Raw genomic sequence first — 25599 nt, forward strand, 5'->3', positions numbered from 1 at the left:
AACAATCACTCCTCATTTGCAGATTTTGGATTAATTAATATTTCTAACGTGAAAAGTAAAACAGATAATTGCTCCTTTACTTTTGTTTGTTCATCACCCAGTTGAAACGTGTCTAACATCAAGCCGTCTATAAATGATATAAGATACCGTGCAATAGAACGAGTAGATTGTTGAGGTCTAAATTCTCCTTTACGTTTGCCTTCATTTAATACTTCTTCTATAGCTTCAATAATTCGATTGTAGCGTTCAGAAATGTAAGGAAAATTATCTTTATCATTTGCGTAATTAGATGACAAAAAGAATTCCGCCCTTGCATAGAGCAATGTTTGGTCAATTCTCTCAATATATAATCGCTGTTCTTCAACCCAGTTTTTTAATTGTAGCCATATTGAACCTTCATCAGACGACACAAAATATTGAATGTCTTTTTGGTCATCATATTTTAAGACTTCGAGAAAAACGTCCTCAATATTATCAAAGTAACTATATAATGCACCTCTTGAAATTCCAGCTTTATCCATAATGTCTTGCATAGATGTGTGAACAAACCCTTTCTTGATAAAAACCTTCTTGGCTATTTCTACTAATTCTTTTTTTCTCTCCTTTTTATATTCTTCGCTAACTTTAGGTGCCATAAAGCCACCTCCATAATAATTGATAAGAGACACACAACAAACTATACACTAATGTCATTTTACAGTATAAATTATAACGACATTAGTGTATAGTTTCAAAAGTTGTGAATATTATTTTGTAAATAAGGTGGGGAATTCATTCGTAATCGGCGTGTTAAAATGAGCAAAACAATTGGGTTGTTGTAATGTAAGTTAGTTGTTTTTTACTTTCAAAAATTCTATTGTGCTTCCACACGATAATCCGAAATAGCACTTAAATGGGCATTACTTAAATAAAATGGGTTTCCACACTAAAATCCGAATACCCCTTTATTTTAAATGTAATTAGATCCAACACTTTCTCTTTATGTTCAACCCGCAAACTGGATTGCCTTTGCGGGTGCTAGCAATACTGCTAATGATTCCAATCATTACTAACTTTTAATGTAATTTTAATGCTGGAATTTGCTATATAGTTTTGGTTTTTATAACTTTTTTTCGTTTTTCAATTAGCAACAAAACTGACAACACTACCACACTAAATACCACTATAAACAGAAAAGACAAGTATAGCGTCATAAATCCTCCAAAAGTCTCATCAAACTCTAAAAGAGCGACATCTGGGTCATTGATGCCTCCCATGGAAATATATCTAGCCACTTCAAGATAAACAATATGAAAGATTATACTCATCCATAGTGTTCCAGTAAACTTTCTATACAGCTGTAGAGCAATTCCAAAAGTGAAGAGTAATATAAAATAATCTATAGTTACTAAAAATGGTTCCCCAAAGAATATTGACGCCATGGCCATCACCATAATCGGCACACAGATGAAAATTAGCGGTTGTAAAATCAAAGGGATGATAAATCGATATTTCTTATGCAACTCTTCAAATATTAGTCCACGGATAAAAACTTCTTCTGGAAATGCCTCGTACATAAATGCTGTCACTGAATTGATTAAAATAGCAATAATAACATTTGTTGTTAAGTTCAAGCTGACATTTTCTATGCCACCAAATAAATAAGCTGTTAAAATTCCTGATACTAGTAAAATAAAAGGCAACGCAATTCCGACTATCAACTTATATGATGAATTCATACCCTTCAAACCAATATTTTTGAACATATCTGGATTTTTTCTTTTAAGTATAATAATGACAACAAGCGTTAACCCAGCAAAAATTACTCCTTGTATAAGCATGGCTATTTGTTTACCCATACCTTGGGTTTCTATCAAATATCGTCCGACGACATTACCCGATACAAAGAGAAATAGTGATACGAGGACAAAGTACAAAAGCAACTGGCTAATCCTGAATTTTGAAGAACTCATTTGAATCCCCCTTTTTATTAATGTGGTAATGTTATAAATTACGTACCAAGTATATTTATAGTTTCAATTTTCTTAATATCAACAATAATATTAACCCTACTAACTACATCTAATATTGGAAACGATTCACTAAACTTTATTCAATAAAAGGGGGCCCGATTGCAGGATAATATATTACAAGGGGATTATTTTGCATTGCTTTTATAGTACTCAATTGTTCTTATCCCCGTGCTTTAACTTTTCAATGGAAATTTTGAATACTTTGGCTTGTCCAAATTAGTTTAGGGAAAGATCCGATGACTGAGCAGTAAGAGAAGCCATCGTTCCGTTTTTTTTCAAATTCTATTAATATTCCCCTTGACCCTCCCCTATAATGGAGGGTTTATTATATGTATAACAGTTTTAAGAACGGAGGATCGACCATATGTACAATGTTGGCGACGTATCCGAAATGACTGGGCTTTCCATTAAAACACTTCATTATTATGAGAAATTGGGCCTGCTAAAACCAAAAAGAGAGCCAAGAAATGGATATCGTATTTATGAAGACCATGATCTCTTGAAACTTCAGGAGATTATGATACTTAAAAAAATGGGGTTTACTTTGACTGAAGTTAAACAATTTTATCAACAACAAGATATTGATAACACTGAAAATAGGAAAGAACAAGTATGGAGTACAGCAATAAAGCGGCAAATTGATACTTTATCTAGAGAGGAAGAAAGAATTAATAAGCTGAAATACCTCTTGCAATCAATGTTATACGCAATTGAGGCAACCGGTGAAGTAAATCACGACCATTTTGAAACGTTTATTAAAGAATTGACAAGGGTTAACAAGGACGATAAATATCATTATCGAAGCAAGACGTTCACCGATAAAGAAATATCCCAATTACCTTCAGGTGACCCTAATGACCCTTCTATTATGAAATGGGCCACTCTTCTCAGAGTAATCAGACAAAATATCGGTGAACATCCTAACTCTTCCAAATCACAGAAGCTTGCAAAACGAATAATCGACTATGCTAACAAAATGTTCCATGGAGATGAACAGCTTGCAGATAAATACTGGGATTCCATTCGTCCAACAACTGACGGAAAAGAAAAATTATACGGAATGGATGTAAAAGTGATGGAGTATATCGACAAAATCGTAACAAGATATCTCCAAGAGAAGGAGGAATCTTCCTATGACTAAGGGAAAAAACACAACATATAACAATAAAAATTCCCAAGAAAAAATGATCTCAAAAAAACGGGATGGATTTATCTAATCATTGCAGGTGCTTTAGAAATTATCTGGGCATCGAGTTTAAAACATGGTGGAATTCCAGTCATTATTGCTTTAATCACCAGCTTTGACCTCCTCATCAAAACCGTCAAAGTAGTCCCTATAGGCACTGCCTATGCCGTTTTTGCCGGAATAGGAACAATTGGAACGGTCATAGTAGAAATTGTCATGTTTGGAGGAGAAATAAGCCTTCTGAAAATAGGGATTATCTAATTGATGCTTGTGTTCATCCTTGGTCTCAAAGTGACAAGCGAGGGGGAGAATTAAAAAATGGAGTGGATTTTCTTAATTATTGCAAGTCTTATGGAGATCGTCGGCGTAATCGGCATAAAGAGAGTAGCGGAGAAAGATAACCTAAATTAATAATCTCATCTTAATTGGTGGATTTATCGTTAGCTTTTCCCTCTTATCAAGTGCCATGGAAACGATTGATCTTTCCGTTGCTTATTCTGTATGGACTGGAATTGGTACAATAGGAGCTGCTGCCGTCGGAGTCATCCTTTACAAGGAAAAGATGAACTTATTTCGTGTCTCATGTATTTTCGGAATTATTGCTTGTGTCTTGGCATTGAGACTTTTGGCATAATACGATAACAAGCTACCTAACCAAACATCCATATTGTGCTTAAAACAATGCGGATTTCATACGGTAATAGATGAAAGTAAGAAAGTTATTTCTTGTGGGTTATAAAGATCTACAACAATCGGACACAGTTCTGGAACAGGGAAACTGCGCATCATATTGAGAATCGGACCATTTGTGGAAGAATGTTTTATTTTGACAAGAAAGTACTCATTAAGGAGGACCAAAAATGCAATCAGGAGATGGAAAGCTTACTGTTGTAAAAGCGGATAAAGTTGTTGATATAGATTTAAGAAAGCAGATGTCTAAAATTTTTGCGGAAGGATTCTCACAGTGGCTTGACTATTTTTCCAAAGACAAAAATAAAATTGCAAGGGCCTTTGCGCACATGTTTGTTTTAGATCAATTTTATGTGGCTATAGCAAATGATAAAGTTGCTGGAATGGCTGCATGTACTGATGGTAAGGCGTTATCAATACAACTTAATAAAAAGAGCTGAGAAAGCATTTCGGATTTTTAAAAGGTACCATTGCAGGAATTATTTTAAAAAAAGATTGGGAAACTCCTTTTGAAAATCTACCTCCCAATTCGGGTTCGATTGAATTTGTCGGAACAGCTATTGAATTCAGAGGACAAGGGGTAGCATCGCAAATCATACGACATATCCTTGAAAATGATCAGTACAATGATTACGTCATTGCAGAAGTTGCCGATACGAATATTCCAGCCATAAAATTATATGAAAAATGGGTTTTGAAGAATATCAAAGAAAGCCTCTTCCAGAAAAGAGCGCCCAGAAAAGTGGAATCAATCATTACTTGTCATTTAAATCGGGGAAATAGCAAGGATGGATGGTAATAAAACTTTCTGAGAAAATAAGTCTAAACTTAAAATAGTAACAGCCTTTCTCATAAAAGGGGATTAATGGATTTTAATTAGAATTAATGTGGTATACCATTATTGGGCGCTATCCTTAAATATTATCTCCATTGCAAATCCTGTGATTCACAGTAAGATCAACCTATTGGGTGTGGGTTAATTATGAATCCTAATTGGATTGAAAAGGTCGCAAACGGACTAGAAGCTGAGGCCGCTACTGAGTTGGACGTATCGAAACTTGACCAACTAAATATTCCGGAAAAACTATGGGATGTCATTCAAGCAATGCCAGGTTGGTTTCCAATTAGTAAATAAAACAGCAGTACTACTGTAATGAGTTCCGTTTCTTATTGCAAAACGTGAATTTACAGCTACAAATTTATAGAATACATTTTATCAATTCGCACCGTATTTCGGTGCTTTTTTGTTTATAAAAAATAGCCCAAGCTCATATAAACTTAGGTTACATACATGAGTAAGGAAAAAACTGGAAAGGACACTGATTCAATAGTGTAAGGAAACCAACCAGAAGAGCCTAGAACCCTTACTGGAAAGGATTAAAACCGACTCGATTTTGAGTGAAATTGGTATTGATTAAAGATTGGATTTCCGCTGATCTTGGCATAAAAAACCGAGGTTCTGCCGGAAAATGTACCGAAAAAACCTCGGATTGGGAACATTAATTTTATATAGAGACACGGTAGTTTCGAATGGATAATTACATTAATAAAATTCATTCAAAAGTCTGTACTCTTTGAATAAATCACCTATGCTAATGAAAAAACCGATTGAATAACGATTGATTACATCAAGATCTACCCGCTGCTCTTTCTGCTTCCTTTGCCGTTTGGATACCAACTATTTAACATTGGGTACCAACTATAAAGCAAAGAGTTCATAATTTTATTTACTTTCACAACTGTTCATACTTATAGTTTGTAAGTGTTGTATGAATTCGTCTACGTTACTAAACATTTGGTCTGGTTGAACACTAAACTCTAGTGTCTGGTAATTTGGCAACCATTGAACTCCGATTGTATGGACATTGGCTTGAAAACCCGCCAGAATGTCAGCATCACTATCCCCTACAAAAATAGCTTCAGTGTCTTTTACGTTAAGATGTTCCAATGCTTTATTTACTCCCTCTGGATGAGGCTTTGGTGTATCTACATCATCACCAGTAATGATTACATCAAATAAGTCACTTATATTAAGGCATTCTAAAGAAATAAGCAGACTTCTCCTTGCTTTCCCTGTTACAATTCCTAATTTATAACCTTCGCTTTTTAATTGCAGAAGTAAGTCGTTAATTTTCTCATTATCCAAAACGAGTTCTCTGTGCTTTTCACTATATTTTTCATAATATAATTCGATTGCTTGATCATGATTTGAATCTATGAGATTTTCTCTGATGATTCCAGTCTCTGATGGACCGAACATCGCCTTAATCTCATCTGAAGTAATCTCCATGTTATCAAATTCCTTAAATACAGCTTGAAACGCATAAAAACAAATTGGTAAAGTATCAGCAAGAGTACCATCAAAATCAAAAATAATTGCTTTAATCATTACACACCCTCTATTAAAAATTTATAAAATCACTTTAAATCTTTAATAATCTACTTTAGTATAAAGTGAATCTTCTACTCCGGTAAGTAGCTTGTATATGCTCTTATCGAGTAATTCCTCTAACTCGTTTTTAATTATATAAAAACCTTTCCAATGAAGAGAAGTGTGTGCATTTGTCCCATGACGTAATCCAACAGATACCAATCTTCTTTCAAGTGTAGTGAAGCCTTGGGAATCAGCAAGAGCGTCGCATAGAGTGATTACTTTATTGTATATATCGTATGTCTTGTTCTTATCTAGGATTTCAACCAATTTCAATTTCATATGTTCAGGGACAAGGCTCCAATCAGTAGCTATATCTATATGTTTATTCTTGTTCGGAAATGAATGCGTAACACAAACAGTTGCGTTACCAGAGTAACCTAATTCCTCAAAATAAATGTAGCCATCATATGAAAGAATGACAGATTTAGTAAACCCTTTGTACCTACCTATATCGTGCAAAAGGGCAGCATTATACCCTAGATCAACATCAAGTGCATATCCATTTTTATTTCATTCCATGATGTTTTCAGTTGCTTTTTAACATTGATCGAATGTTGATACCAGGGTCCCGGATTTTGCGCATATGCCCATTTTATAAGCTCTTTTGCATAATCTCTATCCAATATATATTTCATGTAAGGTTCCTCCTTTCTAATGAATACTTAATGTAATTTACACTTATAGTTGATTGATCAAAATGGATTTTTCATTTGTGAAGTATTATACATTTTTTATAAAAAAGTTTGACCATTTTCTAAAGTGTTGCTTCACAATTGCGCCCATTAGTAGAATAGTGACACTAATAAATTATACAAAGAATGAATAATAATTACTGACCAAAGTGAGTTACTTTTCTTATATACAAATCCAAATAGAATTCCCAATACAAAAGCCGTTAATATGGAACCTAGAATATATGGGAATTCAAACAGACCTTTATAAAACCAAATAGGAAAATGAATCGACACAAAGAGTAGGGCTGTAATTGTATTTGCTATCCAAAACTTATAAGAATCCATTAGTTTTCTTAATAAAAAACCTCTAAAGACAATTTCCTCAGTGATTCCAACTAACAGAATTGTATTAAGCCACTCATTAAACCCTATTTGAAAACCAACATCATTTTTTAAAACAGTTAGATTGAAAATTAAACAGAATATGAAAACTAAAGACACCCTCCCCACCCATTTGAATCCCTTTTTAAAGTTGTGACGTAATCCTAAATAGGATAACGGATTACTTTTCTCCATAACTTTAACCAATAATATAACGGGAATGACCCAAATGGCTATTTTGATAACGGCTGATGTCATGGCCCTTGGTATGAAATCCATCATGTCTAAGTATTGGACTAACCATATTTCTCGCGCACACCAAAGAGCAAAAAAGATAATGAAATATACCTAAATATAATTTTTATTTGTTTTTAATAAAATTTATGACTTCCCCTTTTTTTGTACAACAATCTGGCCGGTTAATTAAACTAGTAAATCAAGGTTTTCAAACAACTTTATTGTAATTGTTAAACAACTATAATTGTATTTAAAGAACTATATTATTACTCAACAACAGGTAATGAAGGAATGATTGTTTCTCCATCTCTACAAATCAACTTCTTTATTTTGTAAATGATAAAACCTAAATTTAGGCATCTCGTTTACGGTAAAATACAATTGCTACTGTAATAAAGATCAGTGTCCATAACATTGAGATACCTGTTCCTTGCATTGGTGTAAGGATATTTATTTCATTAGAGGAAGGCGGCATATACATATAATTTCCTGCCGTATCCGGAAAATAATTTTTAATACTAGGTAGAAAATCTCTCAATAATGGACCAACAATGAAATAATGACCAAGCAGCACCACTAATGCAGGAGTGGTTCGTCTGAGTAGAGCACCTATAGCTGCACTAAGAAGGGTGGTTAATGTTAGATAGCCTGTTGCACCTACTAAAGTTTTTATGATAGCGTCTATTTCAATCACTAATGCTGTGTCTCTCAACATAATAAAAGCATATAGTACACCTGATGCAGCAATAATAAACGCCATAGGAATGGTTACAATTGCCAGAGCTAAATGCTTCGTGGATAATTGAAAACCACGCCAAGGAATCGTAGTTAAAGTAGTTCGAATCTGTCCACCGGTATACTCCGAGCAAGTAACTAAGATACCAAGAATAATGAACCCTGCTTGAAGATATCCCATAGAAGCAAGTCCTAGATTCAGTATACTTTGCGTTCCGGCTGCCCCTTGTAGACCAGCAGAAGTAAAAGCTGCGGCTAAAACTAAATTAAAAACGAATGTGCCAATTAGAGTAAGCCATATCAATGGTAAAGTAACTATTTTATCCAGTTCAGCCCTAAGGATTGGTGTTATCATTCCACTAGAAGAGACACTCATGATGCAACATCCCTTCTATGGAATACGATGGCCGCTACAATGAAAAGAACAGCTACCCAAGCAAACATGATTAAACCACCTGTGAATGGGGTGTGAAATCTGTCGCTCGTAAACATAAACATATCAAGACCAGCCATATCTGGTAAGTAAAACGCTAATTTTGTAACCTTAGTAAGGAGGTAAGAGACTGTCACAACAGATGAATTTATCATGAGCACAGCAAGCGGGATAATGCCATTCTTAGTTAGAACCGTAATCCCAAATGCTAAAAGAGCAGTAAAAATCCAATAACAAACTGCACCGATCAGTCTTGATGCTTCAAATGCAGGGGCATATTTACCAAGAATAAGATTTGTTGCTGACACAGTTGTTAGAATCGCAACAATGGAAAGCAGTATACTTATCACTGTCACAGCACTTGCTTTTGCCAGTAAAAAGTGGAAACGGGATGAAACAACGGTTAAACTCGTTGTAATCTGATTCCCTCCACCAGATTCGCTGCTCTCTGTCAAATACTCACTGCTGACAGCAAGCACACCAAGAATAATGATCCCTTGCACACCAAGACCTAATCCAATATAGCCAACTTCTGATAGTCGTGTGCTAACTCCAGCTATAATCTCCTCTTTTTCTACTATACTGTCCAAGGCAGCAATGACCGCAGGAGCAAATGCTCCAATAAGAAAGGCAAGCCAAATGCCCGGCAGGGAGAACAATTTAGATAATTCCGCGTTGAATGCTTTCATACAACATCACCTGTATTTTCAGATGTCAGGGCAAAAAAAGCCTCCTCCAGAGTGGAATGGTTACCTATTACTTCTTCCAATGTTCCGTCTGCAACGACTTTTCCATGATGAATAATCACCACATCATCAACGGTCTCTGCAAGCTCGCCCATTAGATGACTGGATAGTAACACCGTTTTACCAGACACTGCACATTCACGTAAAAATCTTCGAATCCAACGAATTCCTTCTGGGTCGAGCCCGTTAACGGGTTCATCTAAAACCAATATTTTGGGATCACCAAGTAGTGCAGCTGCCATTCCAAGTCTTCTCCCCATACCAAGGGAATAATTTCCAACCCTTTTCCCAGCCGCATTCGTAAGACCTACTATTTCTAGAACCTCCTCGACACGTGAGCGAGACAATCCTGCTGCACAAGCAATCCAACGCAAATGTGCCCGTCCTGTCCGCATACGATGGGCTCCAAATCCATCAAGTGCAGCACCTACCGTTGCTAGAGGATTCTGTAATTCTGCGAATGGCACTCCATTTATTAGTGCACTCCCTGAGGTGGCACGATCTAGTCCAAGCAGGATGCGAAGTGTAGAACTTTTCCCTGCCCCATTTGGACCTAAAAAACCAGTTACTCTGCCGGGTCTAGCTTTAAAACTGATACCTGATAAGATTTCAAGCTTTCCTCGTTTTTTGACTAAGTTATTCATTGTAAGCAACCATAACACTTCCTTTCTGTTATGGTTCTCATTATAAAGAAGCAAAGTTACATCTTAGTTATCATGTTGTTTACTTCTGGGTTAACTTTAGGTTAAGCTCTGCCAATAACAACTCTTGTGCCATTTTCAGTTGATATAAAGTCAGCTTTCAGCTTCATTTTTTTCAACATATATTTTGAAGCCGATAATCCAATTCCCGCCCCACGCTCATAGGATGAGTGATCCATACCTGGACCTCTGTCTGCAACAATGATCTGTTCTTTTTCTACATCAACTACAATGTTTGCATACTTTCCTTTTGCTGCATGGCGGAGGATATTCTGAAATAAATTGTCCAGAACTCTTGTCATCCATTTGGGATCTGCTACCCAATAAAAAGTCGTCTCTGGCGGTAAATCAACATCGAACTGAATTTCTAATTCTTCAAATATAGGATACCACGCAGCAACTGATGCTCTTACTAAACGTACAATATCTGTTGAAGTGGGTTGAAAAGGATGTTTCCCTGATGTAAGCAATGTATAGGAAAGTAAATCATCCATTAGATCTCCGACTCTTGTAATCGTATGGTTCATCTCTATTAATGAGTTTTGTCCTTCTAAACTCATTGATTCTTTATTTAATCTGGTGACATGTCCCTTCAAAATGGTAAGTGGCGTTCGTAAATCGTGAGATACATTCGCAATGAGTCGATGTCGTAATAATTCCTCTTCAGATTCTCGCTTACGGCTGTCTTCAAGCTGCTGAATCATCCAATTAAAGGAACTTCCTAACTGGTCTATTTCATCCATAAGATCTGTTTGAACAGATACTGGTTTAGGAAATGAGTTATTATTAGCAGAAAATGACATGGTTTCCTGTAAGCGGGTGAGACGTTTACGAAGTCTCAAGAAGAAAAGCCAAGATATGACAACAAATGCGACAATAATAAAACCAAACAAAAGTAGTATAATGTAAAATAGATTTAACGTATTCAGACCTTCTTCATTGACACCCGAAAATCCAATGAACGCAGAAAAGAAAATTAGCACAATTGGAGGAAGAAAGATAAATAGAAAATGTCCCATTAGAAAACGATGAAATAATGATCTAGTCTGTTTCATCGTTTTACCCGATAGCCTATTCCCTTCAACGTTTCAATAATCTCCGGGGAATCTGGATACCGTTCCAACTTTTGACGTAGTCGATGGATATGCACCATTAATGTTTTATCACCAGTTATGTAAGTTTCCTTCCAAATCGCTTCATAAATTTGTTCTTTTGGTAACACTTGATTAGGATGGCGCAAGAAGTACATCAAAATTTGATGTTGCTTCCCTGTCAATATAATTTCTTCTCCAGTGCGTTTGTCATATACCATTTGGACTTTTGGATCCACTTCAATATGATCTCCTAATGTAATTCGTTCAGAATGTATACCACCACTTCGACGGATTAATACTTCTAATCTTGCAACTAATTCATCCGTATGGAAGGGTTTCGTTAAATAGTCATCAGCAAATTGTAAACCATCGACCTTATCATCTATTGAAGTTCGAGCAGATAAGAGCAATATTGGAACAGCAGGAGCTGCCTTTTTTAATCGTTTTCCTACAGTAAATCCGTCTAAACCAGGTAACATGATATCCAAGATAACTATTTCATGCTGATTTACTTCTTCTTCGGCACCTTCACCAGAAAGCAGCCAACGAACCGAAAACCCTCGCTGTTCCAATTCTTCTATTACCCAACTGCCTATTTTCTCACTATCTTCAATATATAACACGCTTCTTTTCAAGTAACATCCCCCTCCCCGAACATTTTTCTAAAAAATTCCTGAACCCTTGAACCCCATAATGTTTTATATCCATTAATACGCCCATACTTTCATTGAACAATCTCCCCAATATAAATATCCTTTTTCTTTTAGATTTGTTATTCCATTAAAAGACCGATTGTGAAAGAACACTAATTTTATAGAAATTTGTTAAATTAACTTGTTTAACACTATTTCGTTCCTATGACGAATACCTTTAGAACTATGCTTCGCCTTCATCACAATAACATCCTGATTTTCAATAATCTTTAATGATTTACTCGTCCAAGTGCCATTGTCATTAATAAGATTCACAAGTTATTTATTATAAATAGGATGCCAGTGATGAATAGTAGATGATGATAAAATGAGAATCGATAGAGAACGATTTTCACGTTCTACCTCAACAATATTGAATTGCTTGCCATCGATAATAAATAACGGAAAATTCAGTTAAATATAAATAGTTTTGTTCCAAATCTAATAAAACCTCATGTTGTCTGCCTATTTTTATACCTTTTAATTTTGTCGACCGACCTAAGGCTGATAATCTACCCCACTGCCAACTTCTCGCCCCTCTTTAATCCACTTATCAATTTTAGATGTTCTTTCTTTTCGACACAAAAACACCCCTTTTGATAATCATATCCAAAGGGGCAAAGCTTAGCAACTTTTTTATAAACGTCGCGACTTTATTTTAAATCAACAAAGATTGTTGCCTGAAAATAAAGTTTGATCAAAGATACCTCACAAACCTATATTTTACGTTAAATAAAATTAACCCATTTTGAAAATAGAATGATCAATACGGGTTAATTCTTTGTGAAACACTATGCAATTTATATAAAAAAGTTTGATCATTTTCTGGCTAGGTTATTGAACATTTTGGTTGGCTTGGTATGAAGCAAACCAGAATTAATAAAGAAAAAATATTTGCAGTTATTTCAATGATAATTGCCCTTATATTAATTTACTAGGAGGTCTAATAATGGATATATTAATGATTCTATTTACCTTATTAGCTGGTATCACATTAAGCGCACAATCATCCATCAATGGAACATTTAGTCGCAAAGCCTGAACAATTGAAACGACATTTTTAACCATGTTAACTGGTTTGAACTGCCCCCTGTCAAGTAGACAGTGGAAATAGTAAAAATTATTTAAGCGGCTTTAGCTCTATATTCCATAGGGCTGAAGCCGTTTAGTCGTTTTTGATATCTGTTGTAATTATAAAACGATATATACTCTTCTATTGCTTTAGACAATTCCTCAAATGTTTCATACTTTTGTAAATAATACTTCTCACATTTGAGTGTTCCCCAAAAAGATTCCATTGGTCCATTATCAATACACCTACCGACTCGTGACATACTTTGTGTCATCTCTGCTTTGTCTATTCTTCGTTTAAAACCATGAGAGGTGTACTGGAATCCGCGATCACTATGAATGAGTGGATGGTCCCCATTTAAAAACTCCGTTGCTTGGTCAAGCGTTTTGAACACAAGGTTATTATTATTGGAATGTCCTAAAACATAACTAATTATTGATCCATCATACAGATCGAGAATAGCGCTTAAATACGCCTTCTTTGAGGAACCATATTTGAATTCTGTGACATCCGTCACCCATTTTTCGTTTGGCTTTTCTGCTGTGAATTCACGATTCAACACATTCTCCGCCACATGTTGGGGGGTAGAGCGCTTATAAGTTTTTTTCTTTTTTCGAATGACAAATTGTATCCCAAAGACTTTCATCAATCTATAAATACGCTTATGATTAAAATTCCGGTCAAACTTACGGTTCATATTTAGTGTCATTCGACGGTACCCATATATGCCATCAACTTCCGCATGGAGAGCTTTTATCTCTTTTATGATTGCTTCATTCTGAAGTTCCCGAACAGAAGGCGTACGATTAAGCCATTTATAGTAAGCAGATCGTGAAATATCGGCAATTTCACAAAGTAGAAGGATGCTCAAATTCTCTTTCTCATGAAGCTCCTGAATAGCGATATACTTATCTTCAAATCGGATTTGGCTTATTTTCGCCTCCTTTCGATCTTCTCTAACTTTTTTAAGAATAAATTCTCCGCACGTAACCGTTCATTTTCTCTCTCCAACTTGGTCATCTGTAGTTTAATTTTCTCTTCTGGAGTTAGCTCTGATTCATCTTTTTTTCTTCCTCGATTATCTTTAAGAGCTTCATCTCCACCTTTTTCGTACTTCCTGACCCATTGATACACCTGTTGATAAGATACTTCATAATCCACAGCTGTTTTCTTATAATCTTTTCCGTTCCCTAAGCAATCCATTACAATTTGAATCCGTTCAATCCAAGTAGTATTTCTCCCTTTAGTCATAGAGCCGGTCCTTCCTTTTGACGTATCTTTTAACTCTCTATGACTATTATACTTGTTAATCCATCTCTGGAGGACAGATCTACTTGAAATTTCATACTTTCGAACAATCTCATATTGGGAGTACTCCCCTGATAAATAATCTCGCACAGCTGCTTCTTTTAACCCTTTAGGATATGATTTCCATGTACTAGAATTCTCAAATCCATTTACTCCATCTTTCTCAAATATCTCTATCCCATTTATATAAAGTAACTTTAGGTATTTGAAATCTTTCAGTTAATTCTTTAACAGAAAAGTCTTCGTTCTTATAAGCTGTCACAACCTCCTGCTTAAACTGACTGGAATAAACTTTGTTGGACATAAAAACTCCCCTTAAGGCAAAACAGATTTTTTTTAATCTGTCTACCATAGAGGGAGCATATCATATTGGATCCAGCCTGAATTTTTGTTGATTTTGTATTGGCAAAGCCGATTGATTTGTTATTGAAAAACCATCGGAATATTACGTGCTTCCGTTCTTCTCTCCGCCCATTTTTTCTACTCCGGATACCAATCGAGTTCCATCAGGGAAGAACAAAGTTACGTTGGGAACAAGGGAGTTACAGGGAGACAACAACCAACCTATCAAATCCTTGTTATTCCACCGTCACACTCTTAGCCAAGTTCCGCGGCTTGTCGATATCACAGCCTCTATGAAGGGAGGCGTAATAAGCAATGAGTTGCAGTGGTAGTACGGAGATGAATGGAGTCAGCCATTCATGTACTTCTGGGAGTACGTAGCGATCTTCAGAATTGTGATTTCCTTCCATGGCTATTAGACAAGTGTTGGCGCCACGGGCAGCCACTTCTTTTACATTGCCTCGAATATTTCCACTGACGTTTCTCTGTGTATCAATCGCAATAACTGGTGTGCCTTCTTCAATGAGAGCAATTGTTCCGTGTTTGAGTTCGCCCCCTGCAAAACCTTCAGCCTGAATATAGGAGATTTCTTTTAATTTTAGAGCTCCTTCTAGACAGACGAAATAATCTAAGCCTCGACCAATGAAAAAGCAGTTGCGCGTTGTTGCCAAAAATTCTATGGTGATTTTTTCAAATTCTTCTTTAGCATCACATAAAGCTTCCATCGCTGTGGCAACAATTCCTAGTTCTTGAACTAAATCGAACCTATGATGAATCTGCTTGTTTTGCGCTACGACATAAGAAATAATCGATAAGACGGCAAGCTGAGCAGTATAAGCTTTTGTCGATGCGACGGCAATTTCTGGTCCTGCGTGTAAAAGCAATGTATAGTCTGCCTCTCTAGAAAGAGTGGAACCTGGTACATTTGTGATCGTCAAAGAAGGGTAATTCCATTCCTTCAATTTTACAAGCACCGCACGACTATCCGCTGTCTCTCCACTTTGTGAGATAAAGATAAATAATGGTCTTTCAGAAAGCAGTGGAGGATTGTAGGCAAATTCACTGCCGAGATGGACTTCTACAGGGATTTCTGCCATTTTTTCTATTAGTTGTTTGCCAACAAGTCCAGCATGATAACTTGTGCCTGAAGCGATAATATAAAGTCGATCTGCTGCTCGCAAAGCCTCAATAATATCATCGTCTATAGTCAAGTCACCCTGTTCGTTTTGATACGCTTGGATAATTTTCCTCATAACCGCTGGCTGTTCATCGATCTCTTTTAACATATAGTGTGGATAGGTCCCTTTTTCAATATCACTTGCATCAAACGCTGCTTGATAAGGTTGCCGTGTCACTGTTGCTCCTGCAAGTGTTTGAATAGTATGTTGATCGTTTTTCACTATAACGATTTCTTGATCCATCAATTCAATAAAAGAATCGGTGACATGAAGCATCGCCATCGCATCACTTGCCACAACATGGAAGCCTTCCCCGACTCCTAATAAGAGCGGGCTTTTATTTTTCGCTACAAAAATGGTATCCGGTGTTGCTTGATCAAGCATAGCAATCGCATAAGAACCTTTTAATAATGTTAAGGTTTTTCGAAAAGCTTCTATTGTCTCAAGCCCTTCCTCAGAAAACATCGCTATAAGCTGAACAATCACTTCTGTATCTGTATCACTTAAGAAAGTTACATCTTGTAGGTATTGCTGTTGCAGTTCTGTATAATTTTCAATGACACCATTATGGACTAAAGTAAAGCGGCCTAAGGCACTTTGATGGGGATGGGCATTTTCCTGACTTGGTACTCCATGTGTCGCCCACCGCGTATGACCGATTCCCACTTGGGCTGTGATTTTTTCATCCACGACTTCACGTAACTTCGCCATTCGTCCCTTTTCTTTAAAAACTTGCACATCCGACTCGTTCATCACAGCAATTCCTGCAGAATCGTAACCGCGATATTCAAGTTTTTCCAACCCTTTTAATAAAATTTCTTTAGCATCTTCATGTCCAATATAACCTGTAATTCCGCACATTTATTATTCCTCCCGTGAAAAGGAGGTAAGCAGCATGGGGGCATACTTACCCCCTTTCTTTAGATGTTTGTCTAATATGTGCACATCATCTTTCTTTTGTCCATCTGAGTCGCCTCGATGTTTTGAGAAAGACAATTCGACTGTGTGTCCCAGCCGGGAGGCATCCGCCGAAGATTCGATAACCTCCACCTCGTCAACTAATCTTAGATTCCGATCAGATTAGTTCTGGCGCTTTATTTAAAAAATCCTCTAGGCTCCTTTCAAATCTTGAGTGGAAAACAAAATCTATCATACTATATTACTTTTTAATTGGTCAAGATGTGAAGAAAAATGGCAGAAAATATTTTTCTGCTTATTTTTGTAAAAATCGTTTAGAAGAAGTGATGAAACCATCGATATATTAAGATCGTATATAATAAGGGGACAATCATATTCAACTATTAATTTTCGGGGCGAGATTGCATGGAACACAAAAGACATTTTGGAAGGCCGCTGCCGCTTACCTATTTCCTTCGCTCGTATGGCATAAGTCTTTTATTAACCGGGGGTTTTTTAATACTTTTTTATTTTACGGGGGATCTTGAAGAATATATTTTGTTGTTTGTTCTGATGGGGGTTCTATTTCCTTTTGCTAAAATTCCTTTTGATCTTCTAATCGGTTTTAAAATCATGGACAAAATAAAACACAGTCAGGCTTTAAGTTATTTAGATTATCAATTTCAATTCCTCTTCAGCTTACTTTTTTACATTTTCTCCGTTTTTCTCGCACCACTTGGGATTATCTATCAAATTATTACGTATAGCTATCAAGCCATCAAGAAGAAACATTCTACTTAATCTTCCCCAAACAAAAATTTCGCTATCATGATCTATAGCGAAATTTTTGGAAGACATTGATCGTGATCATCCCCCGCATAGATGCCCATTCTGATAAAAAGGAGATTGTCATAATTCGCCGCTATATTTGGCAATTGTACGACAAGCTTCGGTTGGATCGTCCCCTCTCCCGAATCTGATGCTCCACCAGCAGCAAAGCTCCCCAGTTCGTTATAACGTTTATAAACTGTAAGCTGACTTTCTTTGTATAGAACACTTCTAGAATTTTTGCATCCTTTTCTATTTTGGTTTCAAAGCCGTAACGCAAACTACTAATACTGGTGGGATCTCTTTATAGCGAACTTTGATTTGCTGGAAGCCACTCCATTTCAACTCAGTTCGGATTTGTTTTCCGAATTGCTTTGTCTTATGAAGCCGTGCATCTTCCTGCCGCGGTTGCATTGTAATCGCAATTTTTCCACCTGGTTTTACTGCCTGATAGATGTTTTCAAGGCCGGCTTGTCTATCTTTCCATAACGTATAAGTATTAACAGCCAGTACTCTGTGGTAGCTATTTGGTTGAAGTTTCGCGTCTGAAATATCAGAGGTCTCTAGTCGAATTTGCCCTTTCTCCACCTGCGATTTTAGCCGGTGAGTTGCCTCATCTTTCATCGCTTTCGAAATATCAATACCATCGACGCTCACATTCCGATAATGCTTCACTAAAAATTCCATACTATATCCTGGGCCATAGCCTACTTCAAGAATATGATCGCCGTGGCGGACTTTTAATTGTTCAATCGTCCATTCATTTAATGTTTTATTCTCTGCAGCCATTATTTTTCCAATCAGCTTACCAATTAAACCCTTCGGTTGTTTAAAATTTTGTTTGATTGTCTCCAACATCCATCTCACCCTCACTACATTATTATTTCCCTTATTCCCCAAATAAAGAATTCGTAAAATTACTTTCTAATATAATTTTTCACAAGAACAAATCCCTCATACAAAAGGATGAGGGATTCAGGTATAAACTTATGTTTGTGGCAAACGGTTTGCCTGCATTGCTGCTTCTTTTTGTCGTTTTTGAAATATGACTTTTGATAAGCCAATACCTATTTCATATAAGATAAACAGGGGGATTAGTACAATCAATTGGGAAACAAAATCAGGTGGTGTAATGATCGCCGATACGATCGCCAATACAACATATGCATATTTTCGTGATTTAGCTAATTGTTCGGGAGTTAAGATTTCCACAGCTGTTAAAAACATTAATATGAAAGGAACTTCAAACAAAAAACCCATTGGGATTGTCGTCATTAACAAAAAGGAAAAGTAACTTTGAGTTGTAATCATCATTTCAAAATTGGTTGTTCCTAAGTTCAGTAAAAATTGATAAGAGAATGGGAACACCACATAGAAACCAAATAAAATCCCCCCTGCAAAACTGACAAGCATTGCCGGGATAAATTTCAATGCTTTGCTACTCTCCAAATCTGTTAATGCGGGACGAATAAATTTCCAAATTAATAAGCCAATAAAGGGAGCAGACACCCCTAGACTGAGGCTGCCTGCAATCCCTGTGTAAAATCGAATAACATCTAATGGCCCTAACATAGTGAGTTTTTGTTCTTTTGTCACAATCGGAATCATTTTCTGTGTAAAGATTAGAAAAATAACAAAACACATACCAATAAATAGAACAGAATAAATGATCACCTTGCGAAGTTCTCCTAAGTGTTCTGTTAATGCTCTTTCTTCATCCATATAAGAAAACCCCTATTCCTTCGTTGGCTTGGATGCCGTAACTTCTACTGGAGGAAGATTATCCTGTTTTTCTGTTCCATCTGACCCCATAATTTCATTGGCTGATTTCTTAAATTCCGATAAAGTTTTTCCAAATGCGGCGCCAATTTCTGGCAATTTCTTTGGACCAAATACAATCAATGTGATAATAAGGATGATAATTAATCCTGGGACTCCAATCGATTGAAAAAACATAGTTGCACTCCTTTCTAGTTGTGTTCGAATCGGCGGAGCAAGAGGACCATGAAATGTTAAGATATAGTGTGCTAACCTCATGGTTCGACACAAAAGTATCGGTCTTAGTCAAGACTCCTCTAGTTCGCAGTGTTATTTCTTTTATCAAAATTTCTTCTATACATCTTCTTTTAGGCTAATTGCCCACCTTTTTTGCTGTACTGAATAATCCCTTCTGCAGCTCGATAAGCTAAGGCTCCCACAGTACCAGTTGGATTATATCCACTGTTGTGAGCAAAGGAAGATGCTCCAACAACAAATACATTATCAGCGTCCCACATTTGCGAGTAATTATTCACCGCGGAAATCGATGGATCATCCCCTATGATGACACCCCCAGTATTATGGGTAGTCTGATAAGGAACAATATCATAATCTGCTAATTTCCCTTGGCTCTGAATAGTATCTGCGCCCATTTCCTTCATCACTTTATCACTTTGTTTACCTAGATAATCATATAGATTCCGATCTTGGTCTGTGAAATTATACGTCATTCGGAGTAGCGGCACCCCATAAATATCCTTATACAACGGGTCTAAATCTAAGTAATTATATCGGTATGGCATGGATGCTCCTTCATAGCTCGCCGATATCGTTCTTGTATAATACTTAATTGATTTTTGTTTAAATTCTTTTCCCCATAAAGGCGTTCCTGCTGGTACAGGATTATTACCAATTGGTCGATATCCTGCCTGACTGACTACAAGTGCGCCCCCATGGATAAAATCAAGATCACTATGATCAAAATTATCGCCATTAAAATCATCAACAACTTCACCAAGGGAGCCGGCTCCCATATAAGAATTAAAACGTTCCTTCTCAAAAAACCCAGTTGTGCCTGGTACCATTTGGTAACAATAATTTTTCCCAATAACTCCTTTTCCTGTTTCAGGATTATATGGTTGACCTAGATTGGATACGAGTAAAAGCTTATTATTATTCATCACATAACTGGTTAGAACGACAACATCAGCAGGCTGAATATATTCCTCCCCTTTAAGAGTGTCGATATATTTAACGCCTGTCGCTTTTCCATTTTTATGAATAATTTCTACGACATTGGCATGTGTTCTAAGTTCAAAGTTTCCTGTTTTTTTAGCCGTTGGAATAACCGTTACATTCGGGCTTGATTTTGCCCCGTACTCACAACCAAATCGCTCACAAAAAGCACAATATTGACAAGCATTTATTTTTTCACCATCTGGATTCGTATAGTCCTCTGATAAATTGGCAGAAGGCAAAGAGAAAGGATGGAGTCCCATTTCCTTCGCCGCCTCCCTAAATTTTCTTGTTATAACGGTTTTTTTCATCGGTGGGGTAGGATAATCTGAACTTCGCTTTCCCCCTAAAGGGTTCGGCTCACCAGATAGTCCACATGTTTTTTCAAATTTATCATAATAGGGTTCTAATTCATCATACGTTATCCCCCAATCCTGAATCTGATAGTCCTTTTTAATCTTATTCTTCCCATATTTTTCAATCGTTTTTGTCTTAATTTCAAAATCATAAGGCAAGAAACGAAAAGTATGTCCATTCCAGTGAACTCCTGAACCTCCAACACCTTCCCCAAGGAGGAACGATCCTAATTGACGCATCGGCAATGCCCGTTGGTCTCCCTTATTTCGGAAAGTAATGGTTTCCTTCGATACATCCTGCATAAGGTCATAACGGATGGCATATCGTAATTCATCATGTACCATTGAGAAATCTTCAGAGTTTCGTTTATCGCCGCCTCTTTCCAACCCAATCACCTTTAGTCCCGCTTTGGCACACTCAGCTGCGATAATTCCTCCCGTCCAGCCTACTCCAACAGTGACCACATCTGTTTTCGGTAAAGTTTTTGCCACATCCATCATCCTTTCTTAACCATTAGACTTTTTCTTTTGCGCCGGCATATGTGCTGTTAAGCTAACTGGCTCTATTTCTAAAAAATCAGTTGCCTCGATTTTATCTAAATAACTCATTTGATTACCTGGGAAGCCTTTCATTTTCCAAGCCGCCATATCACGGTTTCCACCATAAAGCGGATCAGCATATACACCTTCTAGAACAGCCATGCGAAATAAGGTAAAGAAATCTTTTGAGGTCACTCCATCCATTTTCACTTTGCCTTTTTCGAAATCCGTCAGAACTTTATCTTGTTCTTCCTCACTTAATTCCGTAAATTTTTTCTTGTATTTTTCTTGACTATGGGATTGGATTTTGGAAATTCCTTGATTAAAAATCTCATTTCTGCGCAAATGTGATTGAAATCCTTGCGTTTCTAACCCAGGATAAAAAGGCCCTAACATGTAATCACGTGCATTGTTTCCCCATGTACCAGCTAATTGATGGTCAATATAATAGGGGACATCTAGGTCAATCGCTCCTGGGCCAAGATCATCAGCTGGAAAAATTCGCTCTGCTGCCTGAGAAAGAACGGTAAATTCTTCCGGATTAGAGAAGTACATCATTGCACGTTGATAACTTACTTCCGCACCTTTTCCATTATCTTGCTGAGGGCTAGTTTCACCCTTTTTATTCGTTTTTAAAGTTTGTTGGGTAATAAGTCCACCTAAAACTCCACCCCCAACAACACCTCCAGCAACATATCCACCTTTACGAATAAACTCTCTTCGGGTCATACCCTTTTTATTTTCCTGCTCGCTCATTCTCATACTCCTTTCAGTGAATGTTAAAAAGTATTATTTACAATATCAGGGAAATTACGCATAAAAAGGGGAGATTTTTACAATGAAAGTGATTTCACTCCAATTTTGATTCATAAATGAGAGCTTCCTACGGCTCTCTCTAACCAAGTCCTGTTTGTCCAATTAGCTGCATATAGTGGAATAGACGAAAGAAATATTTATAAAGGGGGAGCTAGAATGACCCATTTTCCATTAAAATATCTGCGTTATGTGGTTGCCTATGTTTTTATCGTGTCAGGTTTAATGAAACTCATTAGTTCAGAGCTTGGAGACTTTTTTATCCAACTAGGATTACCTTTTCCAGAGATCACGCTTTATGTCGTCGCCTTTACAGAAATCATTGCCGGTATCTTGCTTTTATTCAATATTGCAACGAAACTTGCGACCATTCCTTTAATGGCAATTATGATTGCGGCCTTAATCATCACGAAAATTCCCATCCTCTCAACAGACTTCATACAATTTCTGTTTGAAGCACGACTAGACATCACAATGTTTGTTTTGTTGATTATCTTGTATAAGTGGGCAACGGAATAACGTTGTGTTTGAATACTGAAAGTTAGGGGATAGTATGCGGTAAAAGGTTTTAAGGGAGTGTTGCATTTATGGGAGCAATTGAACGGGGTGGATATATTTTTGAACCGGAACATAGTGTGATCGCCCAAAATGGTGCCATTCATGTTTATAAAGATGGAGAATTTGTAGAAGAAATTAATTTTTCCTTTTCCGGGAAATATCCAGAACTTGACCAAATTGAAAAGCTTGTAGAGGAATATTGTGAGGAAAAGGGATTGTAACTTTTGCATAGCTGACCTTGGGAGGGGATTGCAAACAGGCTAAGCGCCGGTAACCCACTTTTTGGATTTCTTCTATAGTTCAGGACTTCCGCAATAAGCCACTCTTAGTAATAAGGTAAAGGGGAACTGTGCCAAGCACACTCCCCCTTTTCCACTTTTTAAAATTTATCATCCATCTTTATGTTCCGACAATCCGATCTGCCAGGCGATGCCATCTTTTACGGTGATATTCGATGAAAGATGGGATTAATCCTAATGCCCAGCCAATCGGGCCTGCATACCAAACACCAAGATAGCCAAACATCATTCCTAAGATAAGCGAAAGTCCTATCTTGGATACTAACTCGACAATACTGGATATCAAGGGAATCGGAACCTCTCCCATCCCGCGCAATGTGTTGTTATAAAGCCAAATTAATCCTAAGAATGGAAAAAAGTAAGCACTGATCACTAAGAATTCAGTAGACATTTTAATAATTATATCTCGATAGGCATCATCATCTGCTATAAACCAGCTAACAATTGAATCGCCAAAGAAGAAGATCGCAATAGATGAGATAACACTTAAAATAATGGAAATAAACGCTACTTTTTTAAAAGCATCTTCAATTCTATCCGTTTTCTTCGCACCTAAATTCTGGGCAGCGAATGTGGCAAAGGCTTGAGCGATATTAAAATAGGCAAGTGTAGCAAACTGCTGTACTCTAAGTCCTGTTGTATAAGCCGCAACGGCATTGGTCCCAAAGGTATTAACAACACCACTTACAACCATTTCGCCAACAGAAATTAAGAGACTTTGCAATCCCATTGGTAAGCCAATTTTAGAAATCAACCCAATATTTCCCCAATGTGGTTGCCATTCTGATTTCGAAACACGAAAAATAAAAAACGTTTTATAAATATAGAGGATACAGAGAATAGCAGAGATGATTTGTGCGATCACGGTCGCAATTGCAACCCCAGTCACTCCCATTCCAAATACAATCACAAATAATAAATCCAATAACACATTTAGAACAGAAGATAGAATTAAGAAATATAATGGCGTTCGGCTGTCTCCAACCGCCCGCAGTACTGCAGCTGCCCCATTATAAACAAATAATCCCACTCCCCCACCAATACAAATCTGTATGTAGATTGTGGCATCATCGATAATATCAGCAGGCGTTTTTAAAAGAATCATTAGTGGTCGTGCACCGAAAATCCCAAATAGAGATAGTATAATTGTGCAGACGATCGTAATATAGATGGAGCTTACTAAAGTTTTTCTTACCATTTGTTCATTCTTAGCACCAAAATATTGAGACATCACAATCGAAAAAGCATTCGTAAGCCCTAATGTAAGAGAAAGCATAAAAAATAAGGTAGACCCTGTCGCCCCGACAGCGGCTAAAGCTCGCGAGCCAACAAAGTTTCCTACAATTAAACTGTCCGTTACATTATAAAACTGCTGAAACAAACCACCTATAAGCATAGGCACCGTAAAGGCAAAAATTAGCTTTAACGGGTGCCCCTCTGTCATATCTTTAATCACCGCTGCGGCTCCTCTCTAGATGTCAAGCATCTGTTAAAACATCTTGCAAACCTTATAGAAGGTATTTCAACTGATCTGGGAGTGGCTGCTTATTCACCCATGCATCCAAGGTTTGATTAAATAAATCGGGAGCTGCAAGGGGGATGCCATGCCCCACATCTGGAAAAATAATTCCTTTACTATTAGGATGTGCATGCACAAGATCCTCAGCAGATTTCCGCATCATTTTCTTTTCTTTTTCACCGACAGTTACTAAGATTTCCGCCCTTGCCTTGTGATAATCCTTCGGTAGTGCATAACTCATATTTTCTTGCAGTACTTGAATCAGCGTTTCTGTCTTCATTTGTTTACTTTCTTGAAAATAAACCGTAAAATCCTTCTCATTTATGTATAACTCTTTGGACTGAATCCTTGCAAAAGTTTGATTTTTCACCAGAAATGCAGTTGATTTTACCATGGGGCGAATAAAACGATGTAAAAGCGCATTTGGTCTAACAAGCGCACTATTTATAACTGCGTAGTCAATCAGCTCTGGTTCCTGATGTAATATTTCCACTAATATTTGTGCTCCTAGTGAAAAGCCAACAACAATCAGCTTTTTATCAGCAGCTTTTTCTTTTATCCATTTGCTTAAATCATTGGCCGTCTGTTTAATGGAAAAGTCACTCTCATCTCTGCTTTGTCCATGCCCCGGTAAATCAGGGATAAAAAGATGATAGCGATTAAAATATTCTAGCTGTTGATTCCACATCCAGCCACTTACTCCACCACCATGTAAAAAAACAAGTAGTGACCCAGTCTTACCCCCTGCTTCCTTTATAAACATACATATCCCCTGTCTTTTTCTTCTTATATACAACTACTATAAATATACTACAAATTTATTAGAACTAGCATATGTAGATTAGAAGGGATCGATAAAATTGCTTAAGATAGGAACATA

25 protein-coding genes and 5 pseudogenes are annotated in these 25599 nt (G+C 36.9%); 11 read left to right on the forward strand and 19 right to left on the reverse strand.

Going from position 1 to position 25599, the window contains the following annotated elements:
* Nucleotides 1-5: 5 nt before the first annotated feature.
* Nucleotides 6-635, reverse strand: a complete 630-nt coding sequence (locus J2Z23_RS16235) for a TetR/AcrR family transcriptional regulator (protein ID WP_057986356.1) — start codon at nucleotides 633-635, stop codon at nucleotides 6-8.
* Between the two features lie 447 nt (nucleotides 636-1082).
* Entirely contained in the window at nucleotides 1083-1952 is an 870-nt protein-coding gene (locus tag J2Z23_RS16240; protein WP_209974555.1) for a CPBP family intramembrane glutamic endopeptidase, read from the reverse strand.
* Between the two features lie 424 nt (nucleotides 1953-2376).
* On the opposite strand from J2Z23_RS16240, the gene J2Z23_RS16245 reads away from it, so the two are divergent.
* The 6 genes and pseudogenes from J2Z23_RS16245 to J2Z23_RS16265 all read left to right on the forward strand — a co-directional run bounded on the left by J2Z23_RS16245 (nucleotide 2377) and on the right by J2Z23_RS16265 (nucleotide 5023).
* The gene (locus tag J2Z23_RS16245; protein WP_209974557.1) at nucleotides 2377-3153 is read left to right on the forward strand and encodes a MerR family transcriptional regulator; all 777 of its coding nucleotides are present in this window, start codon (nucleotides 2377-2379) and stop codon (nucleotides 3151-3153) included.
* 66 nt (nucleotides 3154-3219) lie between these two features.
* On the forward strand, nucleotides 3220-3459 hold the full coding sequence (locus tag J2Z23_RS16250; RefSeq protein ID WP_082881217.1) for a DMT family transporter: 240 nt from the start codon (nucleotides 3220-3222) through the stop codon (nucleotides 3457-3459).
* 57 nt (nucleotides 3460-3516) lie between these two features.
* Nucleotides 3517-3832, forward strand: a pseudogene (locus tag J2Z23_RS16255) (DMT family transporter).
* A gap of 226 nt (nucleotides 3833-4058) precedes the next feature.
* Nucleotides 4059-4328: a hypothetical protein gene (locus tag J2Z23_RS22735; protein ID WP_338018439.1), complete on the forward strand. Its 270-nt coding sequence runs from the start codon at nucleotides 4059-4061 to the stop codon at nucleotides 4326-4328.
* A 41-nt stretch (nucleotides 4329-4369) separates the two neighbouring features.
* A complete protein-coding gene (locus J2Z23_RS22740) occupies nucleotides 4370-4687 on the forward strand; it encodes a GNAT family N-acetyltransferase (RefSeq protein WP_338018440.1) in 318 nt (105 codons plus the stop codon).
* A gap of 183 nt (nucleotides 4688-4870) precedes the next feature.
* The gene (locus J2Z23_RS16265) at nucleotides 4871-5023 is read left to right on the forward strand and encodes a hypothetical protein (protein ID WP_174517085.1); all 153 of its coding nucleotides are present in this window, start codon (nucleotides 4871-4873) and stop codon (nucleotides 5021-5023) included.
* A 588-nt stretch (nucleotides 5024-5611) separates the two neighbouring features.
* On the opposite strand, the gene J2Z23_RS16270 is transcribed toward J2Z23_RS16265, so the two are convergent.
* The 8 genes and pseudogenes from J2Z23_RS16270 to J2Z23_RS16305 form a co-directional block, all read right to left on the reverse strand.
* Nucleotides 5612-6277: an HAD family hydrolase gene (locus J2Z23_RS16270; protein ID WP_057986349.1), complete on the reverse strand. Its 666-nt coding sequence runs from the start codon at nucleotides 6275-6277 to the stop codon at nucleotides 5612-5614.
* Between the two features lie 42 nt (nucleotides 6278-6319).
* Nucleotides 6320-6957: pseudogene (locus tag J2Z23_RS16275) on the reverse strand (HD domain-containing protein).
* A 147-nt stretch (nucleotides 6958-7104) separates the two neighbouring features.
* Complete coding sequence (locus J2Z23_RS16280; protein WP_209974559.1) at nucleotides 7105-7659, reverse strand: CPBP family intramembrane glutamic endopeptidase; 555 nt, start codon at nucleotides 7657-7659, stop codon at nucleotides 7105-7107.
* Nucleotides 7660-7966: 307 nt separating this feature from the next.
* On the reverse strand, nucleotides 7967-8725 hold the full coding sequence (locus tag J2Z23_RS16285) for an ABC transporter permease (protein WP_064467699.1): 759 nt from the start codon (nucleotides 8723-8725) through the stop codon (nucleotides 7967-7969).
* Nucleotides 8722-9471, reverse strand: a complete 750-nt coding sequence (locus J2Z23_RS16290) for an ABC transporter permease (protein WP_057986344.1) — start codon at nucleotides 9469-9471, stop codon at nucleotides 8722-8724. The genes J2Z23_RS16285 and J2Z23_RS16290 overlap by 4 nt, the downstream gene beginning before the upstream one ends.
* Nucleotides 9468-10172, reverse strand: a complete 705-nt coding sequence (locus J2Z23_RS16295; RefSeq protein WP_476629905.1) for an ABC transporter ATP-binding protein — start codon at nucleotides 10170-10172, stop codon at nucleotides 9468-9470. The genes J2Z23_RS16290 and J2Z23_RS16295 overlap by 4 nt, the downstream gene beginning before the upstream one ends.
* 101 nt (nucleotides 10173-10273) lie before the next feature.
* Nucleotides 10274-11284, reverse strand: coding sequence for a sensor histidine kinase (locus J2Z23_RS16300; RefSeq protein ID WP_057986342.1), 1011 nt, complete (start codon nucleotides 11282-11284; stop codon nucleotides 10274-10276).
* The gene (locus J2Z23_RS16305) at nucleotides 11281-11958 is read right to left on the reverse strand and encodes a response regulator transcription factor (protein ID WP_057986341.1); all 678 of its coding nucleotides are present in this window, start codon (nucleotides 11956-11958) and stop codon (nucleotides 11281-11283) included. Before J2Z23_RS16305 ends, J2Z23_RS16300 begins: the two co-directional genes overlap by 4 nt.
* A gap of 893 nt (nucleotides 11959-12851) precedes the next feature.
* Here J2Z23_RS16305 and J2Z23_RS16310 point away from each other — a divergent pair.
* Together J2Z23_RS16310 and J2Z23_RS16315 are read left to right on the forward strand one after the other, a co-directional pair.
* Nucleotides 12852-12953 (forward strand): annotated as a pseudogene (locus J2Z23_RS16310) (DMT family transporter); the annotation flags it as partial.
* A gap of 11 nt (nucleotides 12954-12964) precedes the next feature.
* Nucleotides 12965-13054, forward strand: a pseudogene (locus tag J2Z23_RS16315) (DMT family transporter); the annotation flags it as partial.
* Between the two features lie 85 nt (nucleotides 13055-13139).
* Here the strand turns inward: J2Z23_RS16315 and J2Z23_RS22820 are convergent.
* Nucleotides 13140-14699 (reverse strand): annotated as a pseudogene (locus J2Z23_RS22820) (IS3 family transposase).
* A 274-nt stretch (nucleotides 14700-14973) separates the two neighbouring features.
* Complete coding sequence (glmS, locus tag J2Z23_RS16335) at nucleotides 14974-16776, reverse strand: glutamine--fructose-6-phosphate transaminase (isomerizing) (protein WP_057985002.1); 1803 nt, start codon at nucleotides 16774-16776, stop codon at nucleotides 14974-14976.
* 462 nt (nucleotides 16777-17238) lie between these two features.
* On the opposite strand from glmS, the gene J2Z23_RS16340 reads away from it, so the two are divergent.
* Nucleotides 17239-17613 (forward strand): hypothetical protein, encoded by a 375-nt coding sequence (locus tag J2Z23_RS16340; RefSeq protein ID WP_209974572.1) that lies wholly within the window; start codon nucleotides 17239-17241, stop codon nucleotides 17611-17613.
* A gap of 279 nt (nucleotides 17614-17892) precedes the next feature.
* Here the strand turns inward: J2Z23_RS16340 and J2Z23_RS16345 are convergent, their stop codons facing one another.
* The 5 genes from J2Z23_RS16345 to J2Z23_RS16365 form a co-directional block, all read right to left on the reverse strand.
* A complete protein-coding gene (locus tag J2Z23_RS16345; protein ID WP_057984998.1) occupies nucleotides 17893-18498 on the reverse strand; it encodes a class I SAM-dependent methyltransferase in 606 nt (201 codons plus the stop codon).
* A 129-nt stretch (nucleotides 18499-18627) separates the two neighbouring features.
* Entirely contained in the window at nucleotides 18628-19362 is a 735-nt protein-coding gene (gene tatC / locus J2Z23_RS16350) for a twin-arginine translocase subunit TatC (RefSeq protein WP_057984996.1), read from the reverse strand.
* A gap of 12 nt (nucleotides 19363-19374) precedes the next feature.
* Complete coding sequence (gene tatA / locus J2Z23_RS16355) at nucleotides 19375-19596, reverse strand: twin-arginine translocase TatA/TatE family subunit (RefSeq protein WP_057984994.1); 222 nt, start codon at nucleotides 19594-19596, stop codon at nucleotides 19375-19377.
* A 170-nt stretch (nucleotides 19597-19766) separates the two neighbouring features.
* On the reverse strand, nucleotides 19767-21482 hold the full coding sequence (locus J2Z23_RS16360; protein ID WP_209974574.1) for a GMC family oxidoreductase: 1716 nt from the start codon (nucleotides 21480-21482) through the stop codon (nucleotides 19767-19769).
* 15 nt (nucleotides 21483-21497) lie between these two features.
* A complete protein-coding gene (locus J2Z23_RS16365) occupies nucleotides 21498-22286 on the reverse strand; it encodes a gluconate 2-dehydrogenase subunit 3 family protein (RefSeq protein ID WP_174517079.1) in 789 nt (262 codons plus the stop codon).
* A gap of 216 nt (nucleotides 22287-22502) precedes the next feature.
* On the opposite strand from J2Z23_RS16365, the gene J2Z23_RS16370 reads away from it, so the two are divergent.
* Together J2Z23_RS16370 and J2Z23_RS16375 are read left to right on the forward strand one after the other, a co-directional pair.
* Nucleotides 22503-22862: a DoxX family protein gene (locus J2Z23_RS16370; protein ID WP_057995848.1), complete on the forward strand. Its 360-nt coding sequence runs from the start codon at nucleotides 22503-22505 to the stop codon at nucleotides 22860-22862.
* Nucleotides 22863-22930: 68 nt separating this feature from the next.
* On the forward strand, nucleotides 22931-23122 hold the full coding sequence (locus tag J2Z23_RS16375; protein WP_057984988.1) for a YbxH family protein: 192 nt from the start codon (nucleotides 22931-22933) through the stop codon (nucleotides 23120-23122).
* 178 nt (nucleotides 23123-23300) lie between these two features.
* On the opposite strand, the gene J2Z23_RS16380 is transcribed toward J2Z23_RS16375, so the two are convergent.
* The gene (locus tag J2Z23_RS16380) at nucleotides 23301-24656 is read right to left on the reverse strand and encodes an MATE family efflux transporter (protein WP_064468163.1); all 1356 of its coding nucleotides are present in this window, start codon (nucleotides 24654-24656) and stop codon (nucleotides 23301-23303) included.
* A 52-nt stretch (nucleotides 24657-24708) separates the two neighbouring features.
* Nucleotides 24709-25482: an alpha/beta fold hydrolase gene (locus tag J2Z23_RS16385; RefSeq protein ID WP_209974576.1), complete on the reverse strand. Its 774-nt coding sequence runs from the start codon at nucleotides 25480-25482 to the stop codon at nucleotides 24709-24711.
* Nucleotides 25483-25599: the final 117 nt, after the last annotated feature.

This window comes from Lederbergia galactosidilytica, from assembly GCF_017873565.1.
GTDB classification, from domain to species: domain Bacteria; phylum Bacillota; class Bacilli; order Bacillales; family Bacillaceae_C; genus Lederbergia; species Lederbergia galactosidilytica.

Coding starts and splice junctions, on each gene's coding strand:
- J2Z23_RS16235 (WP_057986356.1), bottom strand. CDS start 635: ATGGCACCTAAAGTTAGCGAAGAATATAAAAAGGAGAGAAAAAAAGAA.
- J2Z23_RS16240 (WP_209974555.1), bottom strand. CDS start 1,952: ATGAGTTCTTCAAAATTCAGGATTAGCCAGTTGCTTTTGTACTTTGTC.
- J2Z23_RS16245 (WP_209974557.1), top strand. CDS start 2,377: ATGTACAATGTTGGCGACGTATCCGAAATGACTGGGCTTTCCATTAAA.
- J2Z23_RS22735 (WP_338018439.1), top strand. CDS start 4,059: ATGCAATCAGGAGATGGAAAGCTTACTGTTGTAAAAGCGGATAAAGTT.
- J2Z23_RS16265 (WP_174517085.1), top strand. CDS start 4,871: ATGAATCCTAATTGGATTGAAAAGGTCGCAAACGGACTAGAAGCTGAG.
- J2Z23_RS16270 (WP_057986349.1), bottom strand. CDS start 6,277: ATGATTAAAGCAATTATTTTTGATTTTGATGGTACTCTTGCTGATACT.
- J2Z23_RS16280 (WP_209974559.1), bottom strand. CDS start 7,659: ATGATGGATTTCATACCAAGGGCCATGACATCAGCCGTTATCAAAATA.
- J2Z23_RS16285 (WP_064467699.1), bottom strand. CDS start 8,725: ATGAGTGTCTCTTCTAGTGGAATGATAACACCAATCCTTAGGGCTGAA.
- J2Z23_RS16290 (WP_057986344.1), bottom strand. CDS start 9,471: ATGAAAGCATTCAACGCGGAATTATCTAAATTGTTCTCCCTGCCGGGC.
- J2Z23_RS16295 (WP_476629905.1), bottom strand. CDS start 10,172: ATGAATAACTTAGTCAAAAAACGAGGAAAGCTTGAAATCTTATCAGGT.
- J2Z23_RS16300 (WP_057986342.1), bottom strand. CDS start 11,284: ATGAAACAGACTAGATCATTATTTCATCGTTTTCTAATGGGACATTTT.
- glmS (WP_057985002.1), bottom strand. CDS start 16,776: ATGTGCGGAATTACAGGTTATATTGGACATGAAGATGCTAAAGAAATT.
- J2Z23_RS16340 (WP_209974572.1), top strand. CDS start 17,239: ATGGAACACAAAAGACATTTTGGAAGGCCGCTGCCGCTTACCTATTTC.
- J2Z23_RS16345 (WP_057984998.1), bottom strand. CDS start 18,498: ATGTTGGAGACAATCAAACAAAATTTTAAACAACCGAAGGGTTTAATT.
- tatC (WP_057984996.1), bottom strand. CDS start 19,362: ATGGATGAAGAAAGAGCATTAACAGAACACTTAGGAGAACTTCGCAAG.
- tatA (WP_057984994.1), bottom strand. CDS start 19,596: ATGTTTTTTCAATCGATTGGAGTCCCAGGATTAATTATCATCCTTATT.
- J2Z23_RS16365 (WP_174517079.1), bottom strand. CDS start 22,286: ATGAGCGAGCAGGAAAATAAAAAGGGTATGACCCGAAGAGAGTTTATT.
- J2Z23_RS16370 (WP_057995848.1), top strand. CDS start 22,503: ATGACCCATTTTCCATTAAAATATCTGCGTTATGTGGTTGCCTATGTT.
- J2Z23_RS16375 (WP_057984988.1), top strand. CDS start 22,931: ATGGGAGCAATTGAACGGGGTGGATATATTTTTGAACCGGAACATAGT.
- J2Z23_RS16385 (WP_209974576.1), bottom strand. CDS start 25,482: ATGTTTATAAAGGAAGCAGGGGGTAAGACTGGGTCACTACTTGTTTTT.